General features: G+C 38.2%; 22 protein-coding genes. 1 reads left to right on the top strand and 21 read right to left on the bottom strand.

Going from position 1 to position 26,666, the window contains the following annotated elements; all coding sequences use genetic code 11:
• Positions 1 to 9: 9 nt before the first annotated feature.
• Positions 10 to 1,629: a response regulator gene (locus LI074_RS03880; protein WP_118614556.1), complete on the bottom strand. Its 1,620-nt coding sequence runs from the start codon at positions 1,627 to 1,629 to the stop codon at positions 10 to 12.
• Positions 1,630 to 1,970: 341 nt separating this feature from the next.
• Here LI074_RS03880 and nudC point away from each other — a divergent pair, with 341 nt between their 5' ends.
• Complete coding sequence (nudC, locus tag LI074_RS03875) at positions 1,971 to 2,819, top strand: NAD(+) diphosphatase (RefSeq protein WP_118573028.1); 849 nt, start codon at positions 1,971 to 1,973, stop codon at positions 2,817 to 2,819.
• 149 nt (positions 2,820 to 2,968) lie between these two features.
• Here nudC and LI074_RS03870 read toward each other — a convergent pair whose 3' ends face one another.
• The 20 genes from LI074_RS03870 to LI074_RS03775 all read right to left on the bottom strand — a co-directional run bounded on the left by LI074_RS03870 (position 2,969) and on the right by LI074_RS03775 (position 26,323).
• The gene (locus LI074_RS03870; RefSeq protein WP_243097777.1) at positions 2,969 to 4,072 is read right to left on the bottom strand and encodes a DnaJ C-terminal domain-containing protein; all 1,104 of its coding nucleotides are present in this window, start codon (positions 4,070 to 4,072) and stop codon (positions 2,969 to 2,971) included.
• Positions 4,073 to 4,197: 125 nt separating this feature from the next.
• Positions 4,198 to 4,665, bottom strand: a complete 468-nt coding sequence (locus LI074_RS03865; RefSeq protein ID WP_118330446.1) for an Hsp20/alpha crystallin family protein — start codon at positions 4,663 to 4,665, stop codon at positions 4,198 to 4,200.
• A 188-nt stretch (positions 4,666 to 4,853) separates the two neighbouring features.
• Positions 4,854 to 5,321 carry an Hsp20/alpha crystallin family protein gene (locus LI074_RS03860; RefSeq protein ID WP_055054114.1) on the bottom strand — a complete coding sequence of 156 codons (468 nt, stop codon included), beginning with the start codon at positions 5,319 to 5,321 and terminating at the stop codon, positions 4,854 to 4,856.
• Between the two features lie 346 nt (positions 5,322 to 5,667).
• Positions 5,668 to 6,999 carry an ATP-binding protein gene (locus tag LI074_RS03855; RefSeq protein ID WP_119243669.1) on the bottom strand — a complete coding sequence of 444 codons (1,332 nt, stop codon included), beginning with the start codon at positions 6,997 to 6,999 and terminating at the stop codon, positions 5,668 to 5,670.
• A 377-nt stretch (positions 7,000 to 7,376) separates the two neighbouring features.
• Positions 7,377 to 8,951 (bottom strand): response regulator, encoded by a 1,575-nt coding sequence (locus LI074_RS03850; protein WP_062808271.1) that lies wholly within the window; start codon positions 8,949 to 8,951, stop codon positions 7,377 to 7,379.
• The gene (locus tag LI074_RS03845; protein WP_025578048.1) at positions 8,929 to 10,704 is read right to left on the bottom strand and encodes a sensor histidine kinase; all 1,776 of its coding nucleotides are present in this window, start codon (positions 10,702 to 10,704) and stop codon (positions 8,929 to 8,931) included. Before LI074_RS03845 ends, LI074_RS03850 begins: the two co-directional genes overlap by 23 nt.
• 76 nt (positions 10,705 to 10,780) lie before the next feature.
• Positions 10,781 to 11,629 carry an MBL fold metallo-hydrolase gene (locus tag LI074_RS03840; RefSeq protein WP_055152187.1) on the bottom strand — a complete coding sequence of 283 codons (849 nt, stop codon included), beginning with the start codon at positions 11,627 to 11,629 and terminating at the stop codon, positions 10,781 to 10,783.
• Positions 11,630 to 11,649: 20 nt separating this feature from the next.
• Positions 11,650 to 12,480 carry a carbohydrate ABC transporter permease gene (locus LI074_RS03835; protein ID WP_022380411.1) on the bottom strand — a complete coding sequence of 277 codons (831 nt, stop codon included), beginning with the start codon at positions 12,478 to 12,480 and terminating at the stop codon, positions 11,650 to 11,652.
• Between the two features lies 1 nt (position 12,481).
• Positions 12,482 to 13,366, bottom strand: a complete 885-nt coding sequence (locus tag LI074_RS03830) for a carbohydrate ABC transporter permease (protein ID WP_022380410.1) — start codon at positions 13,364 to 13,366, stop codon at positions 12,482 to 12,484.
• An 87-nt stretch (positions 13,367 to 13,453) separates the two neighbouring features.
• Complete coding sequence (locus tag LI074_RS03825) at positions 13,454 to 14,713, bottom strand: ABC transporter substrate-binding protein (protein WP_022380409.1); 1,260 nt, start codon at positions 14,711 to 14,713, stop codon at positions 13,454 to 13,456.
• A gap of 259 nt (positions 14,714 to 14,972) precedes the next feature.
• A complete protein-coding gene (locus LI074_RS03820; RefSeq protein WP_173697772.1) occupies positions 14,973 to 18,110 on the bottom strand; it encodes an ATP-binding protein in 3,138 nt (1,045 codons plus the stop codon).
• Complete coding sequence (locus tag LI074_RS03815; protein WP_173683222.1) at positions 18,100 to 18,657, bottom strand: phosphatase PAP2 family protein; 558 nt, start codon at positions 18,655 to 18,657, stop codon at positions 18,100 to 18,102. Before LI074_RS03815 ends, LI074_RS03820 begins: the two co-directional genes overlap by 11 nt.
• A gap of 154 nt (positions 18,658 to 18,811) precedes the next feature.
• A complete protein-coding gene (locus LI074_RS03810; protein WP_020993239.1) occupies positions 18,812 to 19,639 on the bottom strand; it encodes a carbohydrate ABC transporter permease in 828 nt (275 codons plus the stop codon).
• Entirely contained in the window at positions 19,632 to 20,531 is a 900-nt protein-coding gene (locus LI074_RS03805; protein ID WP_055054104.1) for a carbohydrate ABC transporter permease, read from the bottom strand. The genes LI074_RS03810 and LI074_RS03805 overlap by 8 nt, the downstream gene beginning before the upstream one ends.
• A 197-nt stretch (positions 20,532 to 20,728) precedes the next feature.
• The gene (locus LI074_RS03800; protein ID WP_055054103.1) at positions 20,729 to 22,018 is read right to left on the bottom strand and encodes an ABC transporter substrate-binding protein; all 1,290 of its coding nucleotides are present in this window, start codon (positions 22,016 to 22,018) and stop codon (positions 20,729 to 20,731) included.
• A gap of 327 nt (positions 22,019 to 22,345) precedes the next feature.
• A complete protein-coding gene (locus tag LI074_RS03795; RefSeq protein WP_025577999.1) occupies positions 22,346 to 22,855 on the bottom strand; it encodes a hypothetical protein in 510 nt (169 codons plus the stop codon).
• Between the two features lie 7 nt (positions 22,856 to 22,862).
• Complete coding sequence (locus LI074_RS03790) at positions 22,863 to 23,801, bottom strand: helix-turn-helix transcriptional regulator (protein ID WP_022380179.1); 939 nt, start codon at positions 23,799 to 23,801, stop codon at positions 22,863 to 22,865.
• Between the two features lie 242 nt (positions 23,802 to 24,043).
• On the bottom strand, positions 24,044 to 24,955 hold the full coding sequence (locus LI074_RS03785; RefSeq protein ID WP_330601130.1) for a 4Fe-4S binding protein: 912 nt from the start codon (positions 24,953 to 24,955) through the stop codon (positions 24,044 to 24,046).
• Entirely contained in the window at positions 24,956 to 25,120 is a 165-nt protein-coding gene (locus LI074_RS03780) for a CD1871A family CXXC motif-containing protein (RefSeq protein WP_055152223.1), read from the bottom strand. It abuts the gene before it with no gap.
• The gene (locus LI074_RS03775; RefSeq protein ID WP_173745124.1) at positions 25,121 to 26,323 is read right to left on the bottom strand and encodes a TlpA family protein disulfide reductase; all 1,203 of its coding nucleotides are present in this window, start codon (positions 26,321 to 26,323) and stop codon (positions 25,121 to 25,123) included.
• Positions 26,324 to 26,666: the final 343 nt, after the last annotated feature.

The following is a 26,666-nucleotide window of genomic DNA, read 5'->3' as shown; positions in this document are numbered from 1 at the left end:
ACATTTTGATTAACTATATAACTTTCTAAATTCTGAAGGATTCAATCCTGTTGTCTTCTTAAACAATTTAGAAAAATATTTCAGATCATTATATCCTACTGCAGATGCTACTTCCGCAATGTCATAATTAGTCTGTATGAGATAGTTCTTTGCATTTTGGATACGAAGCTCTGTCACATACTCAAGGAAATTTTTTCCTGTTTCTTTCTTAAACAGTGTAGAAAAATAGGCAGCATTAAATCCAATATACTCACTGACATTCTCCAGACTGATATGTTTGTTGAAATTATCATGGATATATTTCTTTGCATCACGTATCGGTTTACTCTCTTCATCCTGAATATTCTTCATATAAACCTGATGCACCCGGGACAGATCCGATTTGATCCACTGAAAGAGTTCATCATAATCCCATATCCTTCTGTACTGTTTTTTATAATCTTCAATCAGAAAAAGATTTCTGCCTTCACGAGAATATTTCATACCAAACCGCAATGTTTCAACTAATTCACCAAAAACTTCATAAACCAGTTTTCCGTCATACTTAAATGGCTTCAATTTCTCTCCAACCTTGTCAACAAGGCGGAGGGTTCCTTCAATATCCATTCTTTCCTGATAGGTCAGAATTTCATTTCGCAGACCACTGTCAAAAATTTCTTCTTTAGTTTTTCCACTTTTACTGTCTTCACTGTAGCAGATATATGTATCTTCATTTTCGCCCATTCGATTCATGATCGCCAGTTCTGCCTCTCGGAAACTATCCGTGATTCCCATATAAGAACTATGTGTATTTCCCTGTCCGATCCTTATTCTGATATCAGGAAATACAGTTTTCAAATTAGATACATTAACTATCAAATGTTTTAGCTTTTTTCTGACTGGTTCAATCTCTTTATCCACTGTATTTAAAATGCATACGATTTCATCCTGATATACTGTAGACATATAAGTTTCGCAGTATATCTCCAATTTTTCTTTTACCATCTGATGAATTTTGTTCATTACAAATTCTTCACTGTCACCGGCAGATTTGTCCGAATTTTTTGAGAAAAATGGCCTGACTCTGACTGCTGTAAAAAATCCTTTATGAAATTTACAACCATACTGTTCATTCAACTGTTCCAGACTCATATCTGCTTTTAGCGGATTAGTTGCTGAGTTTTGGAGCGTTTTCATAAGAAAATTCTCCCGTATATGTTCTCTGGATGCTTCAATGATAGATTCCATTTCGTTTCTGATTCTGGTACTCTTAATCAGAGATTCATGTGATTCTTTAATTTCAGTTAATGAGTTTTCCAGTTCTCTCTTTTTTAATGGTTTCAGCAGGTAGTCTTTTACCCCATACTTGATTGCCTGCTGTGCATATTCAAACTGACTGTAACCGCTGATTACTATGAAATTAATCTCCGGATTCACTTCTTTTGCCCTGCGTATCAGTTCAAGTCCATCATATACCGGCATACGTATATCTGTAATCACAATATCCGGTTTCTTTTCACAAATACTTTCATAAGCAGTTTTTCCATCATTTGCAAAACCAACAATATCCATTTCCAGGGCATCCCAATCTACAAGGTGCTGGATCAGCCGACATACCTTTATTTCATCATCTGCTATTAATACCTTCAATCTTCTTCCTCCCTGTCTATTTCCGCATATACTAACATTAATCCTTCTGAAATTCTATTATAAACTATCTAGTTTTTTTTGTATACCTATGAATTTTCTTTGTATTATTATTAAATTATCTGACATATTGTCTTTTTTCAGAATAAATATTTATTGCTTGCTTTTACAAAACTCCAAGAATATACTATGAACAGATAATGAATCTGTATTATTTTGCCACTCATTATCTTCTTATATTTTTCTGATAAACCATAAAGAATTTATAACTACACTCACAAATAATCTTATCAGAATCTTATGAAATTATTTTATAACAAAATAAAGAAAAGGATATCTACAATATGATTCAGGACATCGCACCACATACTTATCACAACGAATACAAACCTTCTGCCCCGGATAAGAACAGTTTTATCCTTGCCTACGAAAAAGGCAGTATTCTTCTTCCACATCAGGAACGGGAAGCAGATATTTATTTTCCACGTTTTCAGGATCTGGAGGAAAAAGTTTCAGATCTCTACAGCAAGTATATTTATCTGTTTTCTATCGATGATCAGCGTTTCTATCTGATCCCGGAATTGGATACCACCCTTCTTCCAGATTATGAATTCCAGGATATACGAAATCTTCGGACAGCCCGGCCACAGCATCTGGCATTTGCAGGAGTTACAGGACATCAGCTTTTCCAGTGGTACAGCAAGCGCCGGTTCTGCGGCTGCTGTGGAAAACCAATGCTGCACAGCCAAAAAGAACGTATGATGGAATGCCCTTCCTGCAGCAATCAGGAGTACCCTGTCCTGTGTCCTGCAGTAATCGTAGGAATCACAAACGGAGATAAAATCATTCTTTCCAAATATGAGGGCCGCAGATTTAAGCGTTACGCCCTTATCGCAGGCTTTGCAGAAATCGGAGAAACCATTGAAGAAACTGTTCACAGAGAAGTAATGGAGGAAGTTGGCCTTAAGGTAAAAAATCTCCGCTATTACAAAAGCCAGCCATGGTCCTTCAGCGGTACCCTGCTTTTCGGATTCTTCTGTGATGTGGACGGCGATGATACCCTGACCGTTGACCATGAAGAGCTCTCCATGGCACAGTGGGTAGAACGTGACAAAATCCCGGATCAGGGCAATAATATCAGCCTGACCAAGGAAATGATGATGCTCTTCCGCGATGGAAAAGAACCCAGATAAACAATATTCTATATCAGAAAAAGCTCATAGAATATTTTTCCCTATTATGCTAAAAGGATACATACACGGTAATGTTACTGTGCATGTATCCTTTTCGTTTCTCTGTAAAATTGCTTCACTATATTCTCAAAAATATTTCTGATTACTCTTCACGCCGCACTCCCGCTGCCAAATCCACGGCTTCTGCGGCTTCCATTACATTCCTGCTCAAATTCTTTCAGTTTCCGTCTTGCTTCCGGTGTCAGATTTGTCGGAACTTCAATCTGTACAGTTGCATATTCATCACCGTGTACCGACGGATTATTCATTGCAACGATACCTTTGCCTCTCAGACGTATCTTCGTTCCGGACTGAGTACCTGGTTTAATGTTACAGAGAACATCACCGTAAATAGTGTGAACCTTCGCCTCACCGCCAAATACTGCTGTTGTAAATGGGATATTTACAGTTGTGTAAATATCTCTGCCTTCCCGTTTATATCCAGGTTTATCCTGAACATTTACTTTCAGAAGCAGATCACCGGCTTCACCTCCGCCGACTCCCGGATATCCTTTTCCTTTAAGTCTGATAGATTTACCGGATTCAATACCTGCCGGAATATTGACTTCGTAATTCTGGACGCCACCGTTGCTGCTCTGCAGGCGGATAACCTTCTTACCGCCAAAAGCAGCTTCATCAAAGCTGACAGTAACCTCCGCATGAAGATCCTCACCTTTACTGCTGTAAGAACCACTAAAGCCGCCAGTTCCATTGCTTCCGAATCCACCAAAACCACTTCCATGAAATCCACTGCCACCGAAACCGCTGCTTCCAAAACCACCGGATGATTTACTCTTCTTAAATCCACCACCAAAGATGTTCTTCAGGATATCATCCATATCTTCGCCATTCTCAAAATGATATTCATGATAACCATTGCCATCACTGTACGAGCCATGGAAACCACCGCCAAATGGATTGCCCTGTGCTCCGCCAAAGCCACTGCCAAAAGGACTTCCCTGTGCGTTTCCATAATTACCGGCACCTTCTTCAAAAGCAGCGTGGCCAAACTGATCATACAGTTTACGTTTCTTCTCATCACTCAGAACATCATAGGCTTCATTTACTTCCTTAAAATGCTCTGCTGCCGAAGCATTTCCCTCATTACTGTCCGGATGATATTTCTTGGCCAGTTTTCTGTATGCTTTCTTAATCGTTGCTGCATCTGCGTTTTTGTTCACGCCAAGAACTTCATAGTAGTCTCTTTTCAATATCATCACCTTCCCTCATAAACACATTCTAACGCAATCATTCCTGACTTCATATTTCTGCAATCCTCATTATGCAAACAACGGGAAGCCAAAAGATTTGACCTCCCGTTGCTGTAACTTAACATCTATTATCCTTCAATGGAGATGCTGTGCTTCTGTTCCACTGCTGGCTTTGCTTCTTTCTTCGGAACAAATAATGTCAGGATACCATGTTTGAATTCTGCTTTGATGTCGTCCTGATGTACTTCTTTACCTACATAGAAGCTACGACTGCAGGCACCTGAATAACGTTCTCTGCGGATATAACGTCCTGTCTCTTTTTCCTTCTCGTCTTTATCCAGGCCTTTCTCTGCACTGATGGTCAGATAACCATTTTCAAGTGCTGCATGAACTTCATCTTTCTTAAATCCTGGAAGATCTACAACCAGTTCGTATCCGTTATTCATTTCCTTGATATCAGTTTTCATTACATGATTTGCTTTATGTCCATAAAGTTTCTTCTCTGCATCTTTCATTGCTCTGTCATCATAATAGAATGGGAAATCTCCAAAAAAGTCATCAAATAAATTTTCTCCAAAAATACTAGGCATTAACATAAGTCATATCTCCTTTTCTAATATATTTTATATATGTCAAATCTGTTCGCCAGATTTACTTTCCAAATCTATCTTTACAGGCTTTTTCAACCTTTTATCTTCAATCTTTTATTAGTGTAAGCTTTTATTTTTATATCTGTTTTTAATCTCTGGCTGACCCTTAACGGGTCAGTCAGAATATTTATTCATCAGCCTTCAATGGCAATTGTTTTCTTCTGTTCTACTGCTGGTTTTGCTTCTTTCTTTGGTACAAATAATGTGAGGATACCATGTTTGAATTCTGCTTTAATGTCTTCTTTCTCAACTTCTTTACCTACATAGAAGCTACGGCTGCAGGCACCTGCGTAACGTTCCTTACGGATATAATGTCCTGTCTCTTTCTCCTGCTCATCTTTGTCCAGACCTTTCTCTGCACTGATAGTCAGATAACCATTCTCCAGGTCAGCCTTTACTTCATCTTTGGTAAATCCCGGAAGATCTACGACCAGTTCATAGCCTTTATCAGTTTCCTTGATATCGGTTTTCATTATATGGCTGGCTCTGCGTCCGTAAAGTTTCTTCTCTGTATCTTTCATTGCTCTGTCATCATAATAAAATGGAAAATCTCCAAAAAAGTCATCAAATAAATTTTCTCCAAAAATACTAGGCATCAACATAAGTCATCTCTCCTTTTCTATACCGTCCATCTGTATATGATGGACTCTCAGTTATGCATCTTTACCTTGTTTCTTTGGAACTTAGGTTATCAGGAATCTCATAGAACTTATTTCTTTGTTCTCTTTTTGTTCCCCTTCCTTTGTTCTAGCTGTAATATAACACTTATTATTAGCACTGTCAAGAGGTGAGTGCTAATTTTTTTGTGAAGAATTTGTGAACCTGTGAATTTGTGAAATCTTCATTGTACACTTTTCCAATTTGTGTTACACTCCCATTCCAAGCTAATACAACGCCCCATGGAGGATCAGTCCACGGGGCATTCTGAAATGTTTGATGTTAACGCTATCATTTTCCCTTGAGATATCGTTTTAATAAGAACGTACAGAAATATGGAAATGTATAAATCCCGTCTTCTATTCCAATATTACTGTCTGCAAGTTTTATTCCCCAGTGAATATCTCCATAAGAATCACCGGATATCAATTGCCTCAATGACTTAGACCGGTTCCTGTTCGCCTTCACTTCTACCGGAACCAACTCATCCTTTGTTCTTACAAAAAAATCTTCTTCCAAGGTAGCATTTTCTTTTTTATAGTAATATAGTCCAAGCCCCTGTTTCACAAACGCCTCTGCTACAAAATTTTCATATAAAGCACCTTTGTATACTCCAAGATTTTTATTCGCCCGAAGGTCTTCTTGTGCTTCCTCATCTAATGAAGCAATCAGCAATCCTGTATCTGGATAATAGATTTTGAATTTTGAGTCATCATAGTTTCCCTTTAATGGAAGCTCCGGATACTGCAGACAATAACATACAGAAATCACACCTGCATCTTCGAGCCAGGTTATACATCCCATATATTCTCGACTTCTGGCTTTTTTGTCTATTTTACTTAATTGAAATTTTTTATTTTCTTTTGCAAGCTGTACAGGTACGTTCCGATAGACACTTACAATTTTAGTCTGATCCAGACCTTCAGCGTATTTTCTGATATCCTCTTCATAATCCATCTGGATCTGTCTCTGGATTTCCAGAGTATCTGTAAAAAGATTTTTTTCAATATATACTTTTACTACTGCAGGCATACCGCCAAGTACACAATATTCCAAAAACAATTTTTTATAGACTGATAATTCGGTTTCTGAAAATGGAGTTCCTGTCTGCATATGTTGCAAGATATCTTCAATGTGCTTCTCCGAGTATCCTTTCGCCCACAGAAATTCTTCAAAGTCCATCGAAAACATTTCATAATCTGTTTTATATCCCACACTGTTGCTATGAATTTTTCTGTAATTGATTCCAAGCAAGAAACCACTGCATATGACATCAAATCTTCCATCTATCCGGAAGGACTTCAAGGCAGTTGCAATATCCGGAAACTCCTGTAATTCATCAAAAATAATCACAGTGTCACCTGCTATAAATCTTTTTGATGTATCTATCATAGAAATATTTTTTATAATATCTTCAACAGCATATCCGTCACTTAATATTGTTTTATATTTAGGTTCCAGAACAAAATTAATACTCACAATATTACTGTAATTTTGTTCTGCAAAATGATTAATAGATTCCGTTTTTCCAATCTGCCTTGCACCTTTTATAATTAACGGAAGTCTTTCTTCATTTTTTTTCCACTCCAGCAGGTACTCATCTATCTTTCTTTTTAAATACATAGAACCGCCTCCTTTCTTCAAAACTATCACGTTTTATGAGCATTTGTCAATCTATTCTTCACGTTTTATGAGTTTTTATTCATAATATTTTCACGTTTTATGTTAAAAATCAAATTACTTTTCTTGACTACATTTATTCTTATTTCTGTACGTTAAGTCCCCATCCACTGCTTATTGCTTTTCGCAATCACGTAGAGTGCTTATTTGATTCAATAAAAAAATAAATGCAGCCCCTATATCTCTTTTTTCCTGCTTACAGATATAGAGGCTGCATTTGCCTTTACATTTATTTGTATGTAGCGTTGCAAAATCGCCATTATAGAATCGACTGTCCTTATACTTATAAAATACTGTATAAAGTTGCAACATAGTAATATTTAAAAATAAGTTGTAATTTTCCGATACTCTGCCGGTGTCATATTCATCTGGCCAGTAAAAACCCGGGTAAAATATTGTAGATTGGGATATCCTACCTGTTCTGCTATCTGAGTAATCTTTAAATTAGACGAACGTAATAATTTTTTTGCCTCCTCCAAACGCAGTTCTGCAAGAATTTCAGAAAATTTTCTTCCGGTAGCCTGTTTGATAAAACGACTGATATACGAAGGATTTCTGTTTACATGTTCTGAAACATTTGTCAGACCGATTGGTTGTGAAAAATTATCATTCAGATATTTATAAATTTGCTGGATTAGCTGATTCTGATCATTATTATGCATACTTTGAATATTATCTGCAATATACTCCAGCCAATATTTCATATAGTCTGCTTTTGTCTTTCTTTCCGATTGTACATGAATCTGTTGCTCAAATGATTCCGTAATCTTATTTTTGCTTTCCTTATCCAATGGAATTCCTGAAAGAAATAAAAATATATTGGCACCTATCAACTCCATGATATTGTTAAAATATTTTTCTGTCTCTTTCTCTGTCTCATTGATAATCTTCTGCATCTGTTCGAATATTTTTTTCTTATTACCGGATCGAAGATATCTGATCAGTTCTGTAATTGCTTCTGTAACATCGAAAAAGTCATTTTCCTTATATTCCATCGGTAAATCCTGATATGAAAGCAACTGCGTACATCCCGTATCTTTTCCGTATTCCAGACATTTCAACACTTCCTTTTTCATCTGTTGAATATCAGACAGATTTTCAGAATAATGGCTGACAGCTATCATACAATCCAGTGGCTGCAACTGGGCCAGTTCTCTTCTGATCAGCTCTAATTTACTGCAGAATTTCCACAGTGTCTTTTCTTCTGTTGGCCAGATCATATAAAAGATACCACCATGTTCCAGTGCCAGTATCTCTTTAAATTTTTTCAGAAAAAATTCATGGATTATATAACTGTAATAGCTCTCTTCTTCCAAAGGCATATGATTCCTGTCATATGTAACAGCCACCACTCTATATCCGTTTATTGCAATCCGCAGCTTCTGCTTTTGCAGTTCCATCTGTTTTTCTGAAAAAATTACAGGTTGAAAAAAGAGTTTTTCCACAAATTGTTGTCTGATCAGCTCCTGATTTTTAACAAAATAATCCTGGAAAATCTGATACATTTCCGTATGTTTTTGTTCTGCATGAAATGCACTAATCGCTCGATTTAAGCACTTGATTGCTTCCTGTTCATCTACGGGCTTTAAAAGATAGTCAAAAACTTTATACTCTATTCCATATCTGGCATATTCAAACTCTGCATATCCAGTCAGAAAAACAATTTTTGCTCCATAATCCATTTGATTGATCTGCTTTGCCAGATCGATTCCAGTGATGCCCGGCATACGAATATCTGTCAAAATAACCCCAGGTTTTTCCTGTTCAATATAATCCAATGCCATCTGTGCATCTGTAAAAGCACAAACCGTATGCATACCCCGTAGTCCCGTTTCCATGATCCTTTTTAATTTGTCTGATATCAATGGTTCATCATCTATAATTACCACTTTCATATCCTTTTTCCCCCTTTGTTTTGGGAATACAGATGGTTACTGCTGTCCCCGATGGCTTTACATGTTCCACAGTCAAACCATATTCCTTTCCGTACAGCAGCAAAAGTCTTTGCTGAATATTAAAGATACCAATGTGTTCCTTCTCTTTCAGTATTCCATTTTCTCTTATTTCTTCCAGCTGTCTGATAATAGTTTCCGGCATCCCATTTCCATTATCTTTTACAGTAATATAAATTGCATCTTCCGTTTCCTTCCCGGTTACTGCTATCATTCCTGTTTCTTTCAATTCTGAAACCCCATGGACAATTGCATTTTCCAAAAGCGGCTGTATCATCAGCTTTGGAATGTAATATTCATATAATTGTTCCGGTATTTCTACCAGACAGATAATATGTTCCTGAAAGCGCATTTTCTGAATATACAAATATTGATTTACATACTTTAATTCTTCTTCAATCTTTAAAAACTGTGCCCCTTTAATAGACATTCTCATAATGCTTCCAAGAGATGTTACCGTCTTTTTAACTTCCGTAGTCTTACCCATATCAGCAAGACTATTAATACAGTCTAATGTATTATATAGAAAGTGTGGGTTAATCTGAGCCTGAAGAGATTCAATCTGGGCATCTTTCATTAACAACTGCTGTTTATATACCTGCTGAATCAGCAAGTCAATTCTTTCCAACATCGCATTATAAACATTTGCCAGTTCTCTAAATTCATCATTGGAATCAACCTCAACATACGCATTGGAATTTATCTCTGTAGTCTGACGTAATTTTACAATAAATTTCTGAATCTGTTCTGCAATTTTAGCCGCAGTTATGAATAATGCAATTGAAATAATTGAAATTGCAGCCAAAATCATCACCATCTCTTTGAAGAAAATTTTATATACACTCTTAAAAAGCAGATTTTTATCCAAAATTCCTACAAGACTACACCCATCATATTGAAGATTATATCTGATAATTTTATAATTTCCAGATGGTTCTTTCAAAATGGTTTTACATTTATCATCAGATAAATTTGAACCATTAACCAGAATATTATTTTCTGAATCCAATATGAGAATAGCGTTCACATCTCTATCCTCTCCTGTCTGTATGATTTTTTCCATACCCGTTTTGTCAATATCCATCATCAGAAATCCGATTTTTTCATCACTTTTTTCTATTTGGGGAACGTAGATATTTCTTGCAAAAGTAATCATATTTTTCCTCACGGGATTTATACGAAGCACCGGCTTTCCATGCTTTTCTTCTGCTGCTTCTTTCAGTATTTCTGCAAAATCATTTGTCTGTTCTATTGTATTATAATAAATTGCATTATTAATATATAATTCGTTAAACTTATTATAAATACACACATTCATTAACGCATCCTGATTATTTGTAATAAGAGATCCTATCTGATAAGAAATCATATCAGTCAGTTTTTCCTGCTCTTCAACACTTAATACACTTTGACGGGTATTTAAATATTCCTGCACTTCATTTGTATAATATAAAAATTTTATGGTAGCCTGATTATAATTATCTAATAATGTATTAACCAGCTTCTTTTTTTCCATAACATTCTGTTCTGTCTGATCATATACCATCTGCTTCATCTGATCAAACATAATAACCGTAGTACTATAAAAAATTAAAAAATATCCTAAAACAACAAATGGGAGACAGGAAATAAGTAATTTATTTCGAATCGTTAATTTTCCATAAAACTTATATAATCGTCCTTTTTTTTCCTTCATCTCTTTTTAGTACCTCTCTTACAAACAGGAATCCCCGGTATAGCGCATATATCATGCGTCTATACCGGAGATTGATTCAGCAGATTCTATCTTCTGTATATAACACAGAAGCTAAAGCCTTTTGGTAAAAATACACTTCGCTCTTTGTCATACCACACTCTTCTTTTTCTCCAAGCAAATGCTTTTCTAATATTTCCTGAATACAGGAAATCTGGTCATCTATATAGATGCTTCCGATTGGTCGAAGATAATGACCCGGAAAAATAAGTTCATATGAATTTCTTAATTGAGATAATTTTTTCAATGATTCCAGATATGTACTCATTGTATCAGAAAACGTATCAAACATCAATACTGGCGTACTTACAACAGTATCTCCGGAAAATAGTAATCTGTATTTTCTGTCTAATAAACAAATTCCATCTTTAGTATGTCCTGGTGTATCCAAAACCTCCAAATCTCTATTTCCAAGATGGAAAACAAATCCTTCTTCTATTCCTTTCATCTCAAAGTCACCCATAATTGATGCATCAAATTCCAGGCTTGCTTCATAATTGTATTCTGGACGGGCTTCCTGTGAACGGAAAAATTCCTTACGTGACTGCAGATTATTCTGTTCCTGAATAACCGGAATTGCTTTTTTATGTGCATAAACCATTGAAAAGCGCCCATTTCCACCCACATGGTCATAATGATGATGCGTATTTACTACATCATAAGGCAGATGAGTCATTGTTTCTACTACTGACCGTATATTTCCTATTCCAATGCCAGTATCAATCAATAAGGCTCTTTCCGTTCCAATAATCAAATACATAATATCTATACCAAACTCATCAATTGCCCATACATCCCTTGATACCTGCTGAAGTGTAAAACCATTTATCTTTTTTATGTTCATATTATCTTCATAAAATGTACTCATCTTTACTTCTCCTGTCTTTTTTATTTTACTGCACCCGCTGTTAAACCGCTTGTAATATGTTTCTGTCCTACAATATAAATAATTATAATTGGTATCATACTTACAACTAATCCTGCAATCAAAAGATTCCATTGAGCATTAGTAGAAGATTTAAACATATATAAATTAACTGTAATTGTACGAAGGTTCACATCGCTGATCATAATACTCGGAAGTAACAGATCATTCCATGTCCAAAGGAAAAACAAAATGCCAATTGTCACTGTTGTGGATTTTACCAGTGGCAAAATAATCTGCACCATTGTTCTGAAAGGTCCCGCACCGTCAATTGCAGCAGCCTCTTCCAACTCTCTTGGCACACTCTTCAGAAAACCAACATATGTCATAACACCAAACGATGTATAAAACCCACTATAAAATATAATCAGTCCTAAATGCGTATTAGTCAGTCCCAGTTTTGTAGATAACATAGAAATTGCAATCATAACTGCATGAAACGGAATAATCTGTCCTACTACAAACAATGTGTATAATTTGTCACCTGTCTTTTGAGGAAGATGTGAAATTCCATATGCACTCATAAAAGACACGGCACTGGCAACTATGACAGTACATACCGTCACAAACAGCGTATTGCGAAATACTGTCCAAAAGTTCATAATCCGCATTGCTTCAGAAAAATTTTCCAGATATAAACTTTTGGGAAATGAGATAAACGAGGTTAATATATCATTATTCGGTTTAAACGCATTCATGATAATAAGAAAAACCGGAAGTATAAAGATAATTCCAAGGCACAGCCACAAAATACTTTTTAAAACTACTGTTTTATTCATTCCTTCTTTTTCCACTTTACATCTGTACCTCCCTTTTTCTAGTAATCTTAAGCTGAATCAATGCAATAATACCTACCAGTAAAAACAGTATTATAGATTTTGCAGAGCCATATCCCATTTTAAACGAACCAAATGCATCATTATATATATTCAGTGCAATTGTCTGTGTACTATTTGCCGGACCTCCACCAGTCAGTGATAACGGAATGTCAAATGCTTTGAAAGCTCCTGCAATTGATACAAAGAGATTAATTGTAATTGTCGGCATTAACAATGGCAATTGGATATAAATAATTTTCTTAATTCCTGTACATCCATCCAGAACAGCTGCTTCCAACACATCTTTTTGTATTGTCTGCAATCCTGTAATGTATAACATCATAAGAAAACCGGTAGACTGCCATGTTGTTACTAAAATAACTGTAAAAGCCGCAGTACCTGCATTTCCAAACCAGCTGATATTAGCCAATGCATCTACGTGCAAAATTTTGGCCAGATTTGGAATGGCTCCTGTAAAAATAAAAGACCATACAAAAGAAACCATTACACCACTGATAATATTAGGAATAAAAAATAAAGAACGTATTACGCCTTTACACCGTACATTTGAATCTAAAAAATATGCTATTACAAAGCCAATCAGATTTGACATTAAAATTGATATTACCGCCAGAATTAAAGTAAATACCACAGAATGAATGAATGTCTCGTCTCCAAGAAGCTTAGTGTAATTTCCCAGACCGACAAAATCTTTATTTCCTTTTATCAAATTCCAATTATAAAAAGACGCCGGAAGTGTTCCTAAAAGCAATGGACCTGCAAGTGCAAGAACATATAATAACATTGACGGAATCGTAAGACCAAAATAAAACCATTTATTTTTTTTACAACAATCCAACATAAAATTATCTTCCTTTCTGATAACAAAAGCTTCTGCAACATTTCTGCAGAAGCTTCTGTTACCACTTATATCTTTCCCGATTTTACTTTACTCAAGAAGCTCTGAAAATTTCGAATCTAACTGATCTAAAGTAGTATCCATATCCGTTGTTCCGGCAAAATATCCCTGAATTACCGGCCCAATCATATCGCCAGCGCCGGACTCAAGCTGTGAGTATACCCATGGTTTTGTCTGGTTATTTGACATATAATTCTTATAATCTTCGAAATACTGATATTCTGTTGACATTGTAAAATCCATTGCAGGTGGTGCTGCGCCCATTGAATCAGCACTATAATGCATCCATCCGTTTTCATCTGTGTTATCGCTTAGATAATTCAGAACCTCACGCACTGCATCCAGATGTGGAGTATTTTGATTTACTGCAATACAAATTCCTACATCTACATCAAGTTTTGCATCTTCCTCATTTTCTGTGAGTGGTACTCCAAACAGACCAACCTGTAAATCCGGATTAATACTTTGTGCATTCAGAAGAGAAAATTCTCCGGTCACAATCATAGCAGCTTCACCTGATGCAAATGCATTAAAGCCTGATGTGGAATCTGCATCCATATAATTTCCACCGGAATTTTCTTTCATCATATCCATAAACTCAAATTCAAGTGAAGAATTATCATTCCTGAAACTTCCTTTTCCTGCATTCATATCTGCAACCCATGACTCATAATCTCCAACTGCGGCTCCCTGCAGACAGCTAAATAAATGATTCAATGTCCATGCATCTTTATAGGTGGCTGCAAATGGTGTAATACCACTTGCCTGAAGTTTTTCACATACTTCTTTCATTTGTGAGAATGTTTTCGGTACTTCTGTAATTCCGGCCTTTTCAAATAACTCCTGATTATAATAAACTCCCAACATTTCCAGAGCCATTGGATACGCATAAATTTTTCCATCATAGCTACATGCATCTTTTACAGAATCATAAATCTTTGTTGCAAATCCTTCCTCACTCAAATCCACAATTCTGTCTGTTGCTGCAAACTGCTGCACCTGTGCATATGGATTCAGGAAAAACATATCCGGAAGATCATTAGATGCCACCTTTGCTCCAAGATATTGGCTATAATCTCCTGATTGCATTTCAACTACAAAATTAATTTTATCCTGGCGCTTATTAAATTCATCTGCACCTTTCTGAAAATTATCTGCTGCTCCAGAAGACCACACCGCTAATTTAACGGTTTCTTTTTCGTCTGAATCCGCTTTTACAACTGTTGCTCCACTAATCATGACTGTCCCCATAGCGACTGTCATCATCAGGCTAATCATCTTTTTCCTCATAAAAACTCCTTTCTTTTACCTGCTTTGTCCTTTTGTTATTTTAGAAGTACTTCTTTTGTTAACAATATAATACCAACCTCTGCCTCCTTTTTCCATACGTCAGATTATGACAAAACATATACATTTTTTTACCTTTACTCAAAAAAGACGCAACCCACATTTCTGTGACTCACGCCTTTCTCTACTTATATTTTCGTCATCCAGACTTTTAACTCTGCTTATGATAATTTACTGATGGCAACAGATCTTACAGATGGCATCACTTTCCACAGCACTCCACAATGGCTTTTTCCATATCTTCTATCTGGAAAGGTTTTGCCAGATGTGCAGTCATACCGGCTGCGAGACATCTTTTGGCATCTTCCTCAAATGCGTTTGCAGTCATTGCAATGATCGGAATTGTTTTTGCATCTGGCCGGTCCATGGCACGTATGGCTTTTGTTGCTGCAATGCCATCCATAACAGGCATCATAACATCCATCAATATGGCATCAAAGGTTCCTGGAGGATTATTTTCGAAGCACTCCACCGCCTGTCTGCCGTTTTTTGCAACTGTAACCTTGGCACCGTCATCTGTCAGCAGCATTTCTATGATTTCCGCATTAAGCTCATTATCCTCGGCTGCCAGCAGATGCAGTCCACGAATATCATATTTCTCTGCAATTTCCTTATCCTTTTTCTGTTCCCGGGCAATCTCAAATGGAATGGTAATGACAAACACAGACCCAACTCCCACCTGACTTGTCACTTCAATACTTCCATTCATCTGCTCAATCAATCCCTTAGTGATCGCCATTCCCAGACCGGTTCCCTGATAAACACTCCGAGCATCTGTTTTTTCCTGTGAAAACGGATCAAAAATGCGGCTCAGAAACTCCGGACTCATCCCTATACCTGTATCAGAAATCGTCCATCTGTATGTACAGATCCCATCCTGTACATCTGCAGCCTCCATTACCGTAGTAATCTTTCCTCCCGGCCGGTTATACTTAATACAGTTTCCATAGATGTTCAGAAAAATCTGGCGAAGATGCAGTGAGCTTCCATAGACATAAGGATAAGGGATATTCTCCTTATTTTTCTCATAAATCCACTGAATATCCTCATCTGCTGCCTTGTGAGTGATAATACTCTCAATCTCATAGACCAGATCTTTGAGACAGATATATTCATGAGTCAGAACAATATGACCTTCCTCTATTTTACTCATCTGCAGAACATCATTGATAAGGGAGAGCAAATAATCCGCTGCTATCTTCATCTTTTTATGATTTTCCTGTATCAGTTCCTTATCCTCAAAATGAGTCTCGTCAATCTTTAACAGACCAATAATACCATTCAGAGGTGTCCTGATATCATGGCTCATACGGCTGAGGAAATTGGTTTTTGCCCTGCTCTCGGCACGCATCTCATTGAATGCTGCCTGAAGGCGTGCCTGTTCCTGCTCATCCCGTTCATGTCTCTGTGTGGTATCCTGCAGCAGAATGATCGCATAAATCATAGGCACCTCAGCAAGGATTTCTGTATCAAACACTACCATCCTAGTCATAAGAACTGTTTTCTGTACCCAGCGGATACTTCCATCGTCTTCGCGGGCACAATATTCCACAGACATATTGGTTTCTCCGTTCTCAAACCTCTTACGAAGCTTTTCACAATTATCTGTCATACAGTAACCGGCAATTGTTTCCTGGGTGATTTTTTTCTCATATTCCCAGCAATAATCCCGATAAGAACATGGAAGCGGATAGTCCATAAAAAGTTCCCGACTCTTCTGTTCTTTTCCATTCAGTACGATCCTTCTTTCCAGAGCATCCTTTGTCAGATTTACTGTATAGATCACATCTGACAATTCCAGAAGCGCATCCACATAGCTGTCATTTTCCAGGATTGACTGTTTCAGTTGTTCATAATAGAGCTGAAGCTGCTCTTTTGCACCTGTCTGACCTTCAGAAGTCTTTCGGATGGTTTCAAATGCCAGAAGAAAATGATGCAGCTTTTTGTCCTCATCCCAGTCCACCGGAATCAGTGTCAGGCGGTTATATGCCCCCTGTTTCCCGATATTATACTCATATTCCAGCACGTCTTCCTTCGTATGCATCTTCTTTTGAAGCTCCGAAATCTGCAGTCCTTCACGGATATCTGCCTGACAGGACTTTTCAATCTGTTCCTCTATGATCTGTTCCACTGCTCCGGAATATGCACCATCAGAGGCCAGGAAAAAATTTTCACTGGAACGAATTGCCCGATAGGTATCCATCCTGGCATCACAATACAGACAGTCTGAAAAATTACTGCCATGCTGATTAAGCAGCTTTAACAGCTGATATCCCTGATTCTTTTCTGCTGCAGCCTCTTCCCGTTTCACATGATTCTTATTGATATACATGTTTTTGTCTGCGCAATTAAACAGTTCTCTCATTGTACTTCCGGGAAAATCGCCGGCCAGTGCAAATCCCACCGCATAGCTTAGGGGAGTATCCGGATACACTCTGGATTCCTCTGTCATATCCCTGCGCACCTTTTCAAGGCACTGTATCATCTGTTCCCTGTCCAGTCCATGGGTAACTGCAAGAAATTCATCTCCACCGGCTCTTCCCACAAACTGCTCGGCCGGCATGGAAGCCCGCAGACAGATGGCAAATCTACGGATATAGGCATCACCGGCTTCATGACCTCTGCTGTCATTAATACGCCGGAGATTATTAAGATCAAAACTGCAGACACCGGTATCTGCATCCGGTTCTGTCTCACTCAGCAATTCTTCACATTTATTTTTGTTCGGAAGTCCCGTTGCATCATCCAGATATACCTTTTGCTGCAGCAAACGGTTCATTGCAGCATATTGTATTGCTTTGATGAACTCATATGCGATCAGCAGCATCAATACAACAATATCTGCTGTAATATATTTTTCAAGCAATGATAAGGATGTGGCTTTTTTCTGCGAATATTTTTCGGCCAGACCTGTTGCTTCATCACAGATCACAAAGAAATCCTCACTTCTGGATATAATATCTGTTTTTTCATATCCTTCAGATCTCCCTAAACAGATTTCGTTATACAGACCAGAAAAGCCTTCGTCCAGTTCCTGCATTTTATTCTGAAAATCCCTATCCTTCAGATATACCAGATTCAGTTTCGTATTTCCATTGCGCAGACCATCAATGAAAGACTTTACTTCCTGGATCATTGCATCGTCCTGTTCCCCGGTAACCTCCAGCTTGATGATCCTCTGTGTCTCTCCACGGACTAAACCGGTATAATTTACAATACGGGCCGTTCCCTGAATATCAGAAACAATTCCCATCATTATAATAATAAGGATAGCCAGAATAACTACCAGAACACCGATACTGACCTGAATAATACTGGATTTCTTTTTCTTATTCTTCACTTTTGGCACAGCCCTCCCTCTTTTGTTTTATTCTGTAAAAAATGGTCTGGATGAACCGATATCCCAGATATCCTGATATAGCGCCTGCCAGGGCTCCGCCAAGAACATCTGTGGGATAATGCACATACAAATACAATCTTGATATTCCTATCAGACAGGCAAGAACCAGAACCGGTTTCCACAGCTTCTTTTCTCCTGCCAGATATAAAGCAGTTACCGAAGCAAATGCCGCCGCTGTATGTCCTGACGGAAAAGAATAATCATGAAGTCTGGATACCAGAAGCTGCACTCCCGTATTTACATCATAAGGTCTTGTCCTTGCCACCAGATTTTTTAATATTACATTGCAAAGTAATAAATCTATTATCAAAGCAGCTGTCATAACTGCACCTGTTTTTCTCATTTTAGGAATCAGAAGAAATACTATCGTCATCACGATCCATATAATCCCTGCATTCCCCAAGCTCGTAATAAACACCATCAATTTGTCCAGAAACGGCGTGTGTAGAGTCTGGAACCAGTCCAGAATATTTAATTCAATGCTCATATCTTTTCTCCCATTCTTTCAGCATATGCATTATTTTACCCTACTTTTTCCTGTATGCCTACTCAAATTTGAATGTATTTATTTATAAACAGGCAAAAAATACCCGGCAAAATTACTTTTCGTAATCTGCCGGGTGTTCTCTTTTTCAATTTTTTTATTTGACTGCTCCGGTAATACCTTCTGCAAACTGTTTCTGTAATACAAAGAATACGATCATTGTAGGAATAGAACAGAACAATACACCGCACATCAGCATACCATAATCTGTCACATAACCTGTGATCAGGTTGGCGATCAGCATTGGCATGGTCATTGCCTTGTTGTCTGTCATGATTACCTTTGGCCACAGATAAGAATTCCATGCATTCATAAAGGTAATAACAGCAGCTGCCGCATATGTAGATTTCATTGTAGGAATGAACATCTGGAAGAAAATCCTTACTTCGCTGAGTCCGTCAATACGTGCAGCTTCAATAATATCAACCGGGAATGATCTGGCATTCTGACGGAACATCATGATCATAAACGGTGTGGAAATAATCGGAAGGATAAAACCTACTGCTGTATTCAAAAGTCCTGCCTTGGAGAACATTTTGAATAACGGAACCATAGTTGCAACCTGCGGAACCATCATAGCCAGAAGCAGGATTGAAAATACTCTGTCTTTCCACTTATCATGGTAAACTTCAAATCCGTAACCTGCGATAGAGCAGATCAGAAGACAGATCACTGTAGTAAGGATTGCATAAAAGAAGGAGTTTCCAAGTGCTCTCCACAGTGGCTGCTGGGATGTAAGATTACGGAAGTTTTCCATAAAATGGCTTCCCGGAATAATTCGTCCACGTGATACATCTGTGGATGTATTAGTTGCAGCTGAAATCATCCAGTATAACGGGAATACTGAAATAAATGACACGATGATCAGAAAAATATAGGTTGGAATCAATCTTCTCTGAATGGCTGATTTGTTTTTCTTAGTCACGTGTATCACCTACTTTCAAATTAATAAATGCAAGTACAGCTACCATAATGAATATGATAAATGACATTGCTGCTGCATATCCAAAGTTTGGTACGTTAATAAAACATGTGTTGTAAATATAGTGGGACATTGTGATTGTTGAGTTTGCCGGTCCACCCTTTGTCAGGTTGACAGACTCATCGAACAACTGCAGTGTACCATTAATTGACATGATAAATGTCATAATAATTGTCGGTTTCAGAAGCGGAACAGTAATCTTCCAGAAAGTCTTCCAGCCATTGGCGCCATCAATCTTTGCTGCTTCATATACAGAATATTCAATATTCTGAAGTCCTGCCAGATAGAATACCATGTTATATCCGGTCCATCTCCAGATCAGCGCAAGGATAATTACAATCTTGGCACTGGCGGAATTCCCCAGAAAATTATAGCCGGTAGATAAGATTCCAAGTTTGATCAGAATACTGTTGATCAGACCATCTGTAGCAAACATGGAACGGAAGATCAATGAATAGGATACCAGGGATGTCGCACATGGAAGAAATACACAGGTACGGAAAAATCCCTTAAATTTCAAATCTTTGTTATTCAGAAGCTGTGCCAGAAGAATTGCCAGTATCAGCATGATCGGCACCTGAATGATCAGATACAGGAATGTATTTACAATAGACTGCTGAAATACCTTGTCTGCCAGAATACGTTTATAGTTGCTGAAGATCGGATCTGCAAATCTCATATTTGCTCCGGCTCCGGTCTGCAGGGAAATGATAAATGCACGTATCATTGGATAAAAGCTCATGATCGCGATCATGATAGTTGCAGGAGCCAGGAACGTCCATCCTGCTGCCCTCTGCTTGCCAAGCAGAGACATACCTTTTTTCTTAGAATTCACGTGAACTCCTCCTTTCAAAAAACTCTGTAACTGTTCGGCATTTTGCCGGACAATTACCAACTCTTTGCAGTAAGATGGGGGACTGCTGGCAGTCCCCCGCACTTACCTGTTTTCATTCACTTAATCACTGTCTACAGATTGCTTCACAGTTTCACTGTTCCCGCAATCCTGACATCATCTGATCCTGCGATCAGAATTTATTCAGTCATCTTGAATGCCAGAGTATCCTGAGCTTCCTGAAGGGCATCTTCTACAGGTGTGCCGTTTACGATATTTACAACTGCTGTGTTGACGCATTCTCTTGCTTCATAATGATACGGTGTTTTTGTGAACTCCGGAATATGAGAAGAGTATTCTACAATTGTGGAGAAGATTGGCTGTCCACCAAAGAATTCATTTGGCTCGTTGTAAACCTTAGATTCACCTGCCGGCAGATAACAGGAGATTGCACCTGCTTCCGGAAGGATTGCATCATAGAAATCTGTGCTGGAACCAAATGTACTTGCAAGGAAATCTTCTGCAAGTTCTACATTCTGGCAGTTGGATGTAACATACCAGGAAGATCCACCATTGTTTGCATAGTTTGTAGCTGTATCAACATCGTCTACTTTAGGCATTGTTGTGATCTGCCACAGACCCTTCTGATCTTCTGTAGACATCAGAGTAGCTGTGATCCAGTTACCATTTACAATACCTGCTGCCTCACCGCCTGTAATAGTAGCGATATATTCATCCCAGTTATTTACAAGTTTAACAACGTCATTCTTAACCAGATCTACATAAAGATTGATGCATTTCTCTGCAACTTCATTGCCTACGATGTAAGCTTCGCCATCTTCGTTTACGAAGTTAGCTCCGCAGGACTGCATCATCATCATCAGAGTATCGCCACCTGTAGCTTCACTTGTAAGAAGATATTTTCCGGTTTTTTCATGAACATCTTTACCGATTTCCATGAACTTGGACCATGTGATATCTGTCAGATCATCAATAGTATATCCTGCCTCGTCAAGGATATCTGTACGATAGCATGCAATAACAGCACCATTATCAAACGGAACACCATAGTGTGTATCATCTACCATGGAATAGGACTGTTTCAGTTTACCAAAATCATCCCAGTTAATGTTGATATCTTTCAGATCTGTGAATGCATCCGGATAGCTCTTCAGATATTTCTGATAGCTGTTGTCCTGCATAAGAACGATATCAGGAAGTGTGCTGTAATCGCCTGCATTTGCTGCTGTTGTCAGTTTAGTCTGGCAGTCATCAGAAGATGTCTCTACGATATCTACAGAAAATCCCTCATGATCTTTTGCATACTGATCTGCTGCGATCTGCATGGATTTGATGTTGAAGTTCTGATCCCACGCCCATACAGTTAACTTGTTGTCATCATCAGATTTCGCAAAAACAGCTGTAGCTGATCCTGCAAAGGATGCTACCATAGCACCGGTCATTAATACTGCGAGTAATTTTTTTCTCATATTTATATCCTCCTTTATTAAGCTTATTCTTTCTTCCGAATCGCTTGTAAGTTGATTATAGCATCCGATTTTCAGGTATAGTTTGCATAACCGCACACATAATGTGCAATTTCGACCATTTTATGTATTTTGCACTATTAAAAATATTTAAAAATATATTTTTTGTTCACTTTCTCATTTACTATGTTTTTACTATGTAATTTTAATAACAAAGGCCACTTTCATGGACAAAAAAATATATATTTTTGTCTTTAAAAATGACCTTTGTTATTATTTCATAAATTTTCCGTTCAATTTTTGTACATATTTTACAGTTTTTAATTCATTTTATGCAAAATAGACTTTTTCAGGATATTGTGTTTTCATCGCATGAAGCAGTTCCTCATTAAGATCAAGAAGCAGTTTTATTTTGTGCCCGTCTTCCCGGATGATCATTGTATAATAAGGAGTATCTTCATCATAAGAGGTATAATCGTATTTTTTCAGCTTCTCCGTTCCACCATTCTTTTTGTACCTTGCAACACTTTCATGCCAGTGCGGTGCCACTGTCTCCAGATTACTCAGTTCCAGTATATGAGCTGTTTTGCGATACTTCTTGCCATAGATCACATCTATTTCAAACTGACCGTTTTCCATCATGTATTCATAATCCTTCTGACTGAATATATCAAAGACAAAATACAGCCCCGCAAGCAGAAATCCCGGAAGCATAAATGCCTGGGAAATCGTGATTCCCATAACCACAAAAAGCACTGCAAAAATAATCATTACCACACACAGGACTCCGGACATACTCTTTTTCTTTCTTGATACCTGCTCCACAATCTTATAGTTCATAACTTTTTTACCATCCTTCCTCTGAATGAATATCGAAATCCAAAAGCTGCTGTTCATAATTCTCCGGCCGTTTTCTCCATTCAACCGGAGTCACTCCCATTATCTGTCTGAAGTTCCGGTTAAACGTTGAATTGGTCGTGAAACCACATTTGTGCGCAATATCTGCCACCGGTATATCTGTTTTCTGCAGAAATTCACAGGCAGTATGAATCCGCACAGAATTAATATACTCCAAAGGACTTACTTTCATATGCGATGTAAATACTCTTCTGAAATGAGTTTCACTGATGTGACAGATTTTCGCCAGGTCCTCAATCCGAATGTCCTCCATATAGTGATAAGAAACAAAATCCAGTACACGGGTGATCATATTTGTAAGTTTCCCTGTTTCCTCTTCCACCCTGTCTTCCGGTGAAACCCGGTTCAGTCTGGCAATTTCTACTAGTAATGCCGCAAGAACTCCACTGGATTCTTCAATATAAAATTCTTCTCCCTCACGCATGATATTCATGATCTTAAGAATTTTTGCAGCTATAGAGGGGGACTCATTCTCTTTCAGAAATAAAGCCTTAGAATATATTCTCTGAATCATTTTTTCAGCCTTTACCGGATTGTTCAGAAATTTTTTCATGAAACCTTCCACATCTATGAAAAGATACTCCCATTTACTGACCGTACCCAGATCACTGTTAGTCGTATGAGCATAATTGGGTGGAATCACCGTAAATTCTCTTCCCGAAAACCGCATTTTAGCCTCACCAAACGCCATAACTCCATCCCCTTCGTAACAGAAACCAATCTCCAGATAATTATGAAAATGAAGATAATCCACATCATTTCCATAATTCTGAACCCACTTCTGCCCCAGAAGAGCCAGGATCGGACTTCCGGCAGGCATCTGGTAATAGCGGAATTCCATCTTCGGTTTTTTTCTCTTCTTTGCCATACAGTCACCTCATTTTCTGTTCTGTATTTTCACAATATGATTCTACCAGTTTTTTATATATTTTTCGATATTTTTGTACATTTTTTAATAAAAACATACAAAAATACCTGGCAGACTACTTTTTATAATCTGCCAGGTATCCCTTTTCCATATCTGTTATTATCAATCATTTTATGGGCTGGATCTGAATAATTTTGACTGATAACAGTTCTATACATACCTCTGGTATCACTTTATTTTTTTCATGATTGTGATTTTCTTCTGATTCCACACTGGATTGCATCTGTCGGACAGACTTTGCGGCATCTTCCACAACGGATACATTCCGGACTGTTGGAGTTTTCCACAGGGTCTACGATCATCTGGCAGGCTTTTGCACATTTTCCGCATTTTATACACTTATCCTTATCCACTCTGTATTTATACAGGGAAACAGGATTAAAGACGGAATAAAATGCCCCCAGAGGACAGATATATTTGCAGAACGGACGGTAGATCAAAATGGAGAGAATGATCGTTATGACAAGGATCACATTCTTCCATATGTACAGCCAGCCCAGTGCACTGCGCATGGATTTATTCAGAAGTACCAGTGGCAGTCCGCCCTCCAGTGTTCCTGCCGGGCAGATTAGTTTGCAAAAATAGGGTGCCCCCTGTCCCATAATATCCACCAGAAACAATGGAAGCAGAATTACAAATACTGCGAAAATCACATATTTCAGCTTACGAAGCAGTTTATCTCCCTTGAATGTACGAATTTTCTTAGGAAATGGAATCTTATTCAGCAGATCCTGAATCAGTCCGAAGGGACAGAGAAAACCGCAGATCAGCCTTCCCACCATAGCTCCGATGAAGATAAGAAATCCCACCACATAATAAGCCATCTTGAAATTCCAACTCCCTATCACAGCCTGAAGAGAACCGATAGGACAGGCGCCAACAGCACCGGGGCAGGAATAGCAGTTCAGGCCCGGAACACAGGCATTTTTCAATTTGCCTGTGTAAATTTTGCCTGTGACAAAGCCGGTAACATGACTGTTTGTAATGAACGCCCACAGTGCCTGGATTCCGTGGCGGGGCCACTCATTGATCTTCATATTTTTTGTGTTTTGTTTCTTATTACTTTTGTTATCGCTGTTCTTTTTGTTACTCATTTATCCTATTCCTACACATTCCATACAGATATTAATGGCTTTTGTAAACACCACTGCCAGCTCTCCGCGGGAAATCCCATATCCCATAAAGCAGACTCCCACAAGCATAAGAATCAGCGCCGGCCATTTACTGTTCCATATTTTGCTGGTTTTTAATTTATTCATTTATTTTCCCTCTGTGACATTCTCCAGCTCTTTTTCCACGATCTCTTTCCACTCATCCAGACTGTGGCTTCCGGAGTAGGTCTCACCTACAATATTTCCGTTTTTGTCAACAAAGAATGTTTCCGGGAAAGCAGAGATTCCATTGAGACGTCCGTTCATCATTCCGGAATCCGGGATCAGGAATGGATAGGATGCCTTTGTTTTCTTCTGAAGTACCTGAGCCTTTTTCACTGCTTCCTCATCCTGCTTTCCACCACTGCCTACTGTATCCAGTGTCACGCCTACTACTCCCACACCTTTATCCTTCATCTCCTGATAAAGTTTCTCCAGATCAGGAATCTCATTGACACATGGAGAACACCAGGTAGTAAAAATATTTACCATAGTCAGATCATATTTGCTGAAGATATCCTGTGTATAGGTTTTTCCGTCAACTCCTGTTGTTTCAAATTTGCCTACATTTGTTCCTTCAGCTGCCTCTGTACTGTCAGAAGTATCCTGCGGCTGATCAAATGCAGAGAGCATCTGGAAAGGAGTCATTTCTGTAAGTGTTACCTCAATCCCCTCCACATCCTTTAACAGGTCTGCATCTGCATCCTTGTTTGTGCTGAGATAATATTTATATTTACCGTCACTGCTGGTACCCAGTTCTTTATGCTCTGTACAACCGGTAATCGTATCCAGATCTTTCTGGGATTCCTCATCATACATTCCGATCACACCTACTCTGCTGAGACTTTTCAGCCAGTCGTCATATCCGGTGCCCATCTTGTCCACCTCTGCATCCTTCTGCTCATCTGTCAGGGTGCACCAGCTTGCTGTAGCATATGTGACTGCATCTGCATTGTCATTCCATCTCTCATCTGTAAACATGGAAATGTTCTTCTTCTCCATCTGCTCTTTCAGATCTTTGGAAATCCCTAATTTCATTCCAAGGAATGGATATTCATAAGTATCCTGTGCCGGCTGAGCAATCTCTGACGGTTTGAAAGATCCTGCGATCAAGCCCTCGGAAGCTGCCACACTGCCATCTTCTGCTGCCTGAGCATCCTTTCCATCCATCTGAACCGCACCTGCACCGGCTTCCTCTGCAGGCACTGAAAGAGTTTCCTCTGCATGTGCAGTTACAATACCTCCCATAGATGTCACACTTAATACACCTGCTGCAAAAATCGCCATTAATCTCATTCTTCTGTTTTTCATTATAAGTAAGCTCCCTTCATTTTTTACTGTTATGATTTTTATATTACTTTTAAGCCAAGCCGATAAAAACATACACTTCTCTACCTGCTCCTAACCAAATAACTGCTTCACAGTTTAATTGGTTAATTCCTTATGTCTGTCCGCAGATTTGGATTTTGTCCCCGCATAACAGGCATCGTTTTATTGATATGCACACATTATAGCATCTGAGAAATAAAATCTGTGTTAAGAAAATAACTTTTTTCAAAATTTTATTTCATGGCCAGTCACAGACAAATCTGAAACTTGGTGACATGCTCTCGCCACTTAAATCTTACAGATTTTGAAGTGGGAGCTTCCTGCT

Origin of the sequence: Blautia sp. MSK18_10 (assembly GCF_020553185.1) — a bacterium.
GTDB lineage: Bacteria > Bacillota > Clostridia > Lachnospirales > Lachnospiraceae > Blautia_A > Blautia_A wexlerae.
This window is presented reverse-complemented; position numbering and strand designations above follow the sequence as displayed.

Excerpts from the sequence above, each read along its gene's own strand:
- LI074_RS03855 (WP_119243669.1), bottom strand. The coding sequence starts at position 6,999 with ATGTATTTAAAAAGAAAGATAGATGAGTACCTGCTGGAGTGGAAAAAA.
- LI074_RS03800 (WP_055054103.1), bottom strand. The coding sequence starts at position 22,018 with ATGAGAAAAAAATTACTCGCAGTATTAATGACCGGTGCTATGGTAGCA.
- LI074_RS03860 (WP_055054114.1), bottom strand. The coding sequence starts at position 5,321 with ATGTTGATGCCTAGTATTTTTGGAGAAAATTTATTTGATGACTTTTTT.
- LI074_RS03815 (WP_173683222.1), bottom strand. The coding sequence starts at position 18,657 with ATGAGCATTGAATTAAATATTCTGGACTGGTTCCAGACTCTACACACG.
- LI074_RS03780 (WP_055152223.1), bottom strand. The coding sequence starts at position 25,120 with ATGAATAAATTAAAAACCAGCAAAATATGGAACAGTAAATGGCCGGCG.
- LI074_RS03850 (WP_062808271.1), bottom strand. The coding sequence starts at position 8,951 with ATGAAAGTGGTAATTATAGATGATGAACCATTGATATCAGACAAATTA.
- LI074_RS03825 (WP_022380409.1), bottom strand. The coding sequence starts at position 14,713 with ATGAGGAAAAAGATGATTAGCCTGATGATGACAGTCGCTATGGGGACA.
- LI074_RS03795 (WP_025577999.1), bottom strand. The coding sequence starts at position 22,855 with ATGAACTATAAGATTGTGGAGCAGGTATCAAGAAAGAAAAAGAGTATG.
- LI074_RS03785 (WP_330601130.1), bottom strand. The coding sequence starts at position 24,955 with ATGAGTAACAAAAAGAACAGCGATAACAAAAGTAATAAGAAACAAAAC.
- nudC (WP_118573028.1), top strand. The coding sequence starts at position 1,971 with ATGATTCAGGACATCGCACCACATACTTATCACAACGAATACAAACCT.
- LI074_RS03790 (WP_022380179.1), bottom strand. The coding sequence starts at position 23,801 with ATGGCAAAGAAGAGAAAAAAACCGAAGATGGAATTCCGCTATTACCAG.
- LI074_RS03775 (WP_173745124.1), bottom strand. The coding sequence starts at position 26,323 with ATGAAAAACAGAAGAATGAGATTAATGGCGATTTTTGCAGCAGGTGTA.
- LI074_RS03830 (WP_022380410.1), bottom strand. The coding sequence starts at position 13,366 with ATGTTGGATTGTTGTAAAAAAAATAAATGGTTTTATTTTGGTCTTACG.
- LI074_RS03845 (WP_025578048.1), bottom strand. The coding sequence starts at position 10,704 with ATGAAGGAAAAAAAAGGACGATTATATAAGTTTTATGGAAAATTAACG.
- LI074_RS03865 (WP_118330446.1), bottom strand. The coding sequence starts at position 4,665 with ATGTTAATGCCTAGTATTTTTGGAGAAAATTTATTTGATGACTTTTTT.
- LI074_RS03840 (WP_055152187.1), bottom strand. The coding sequence starts at position 11,629 with ATGAGTACATTTTATGAAGATAATATGAACATAAAAAAGATAAATGGT.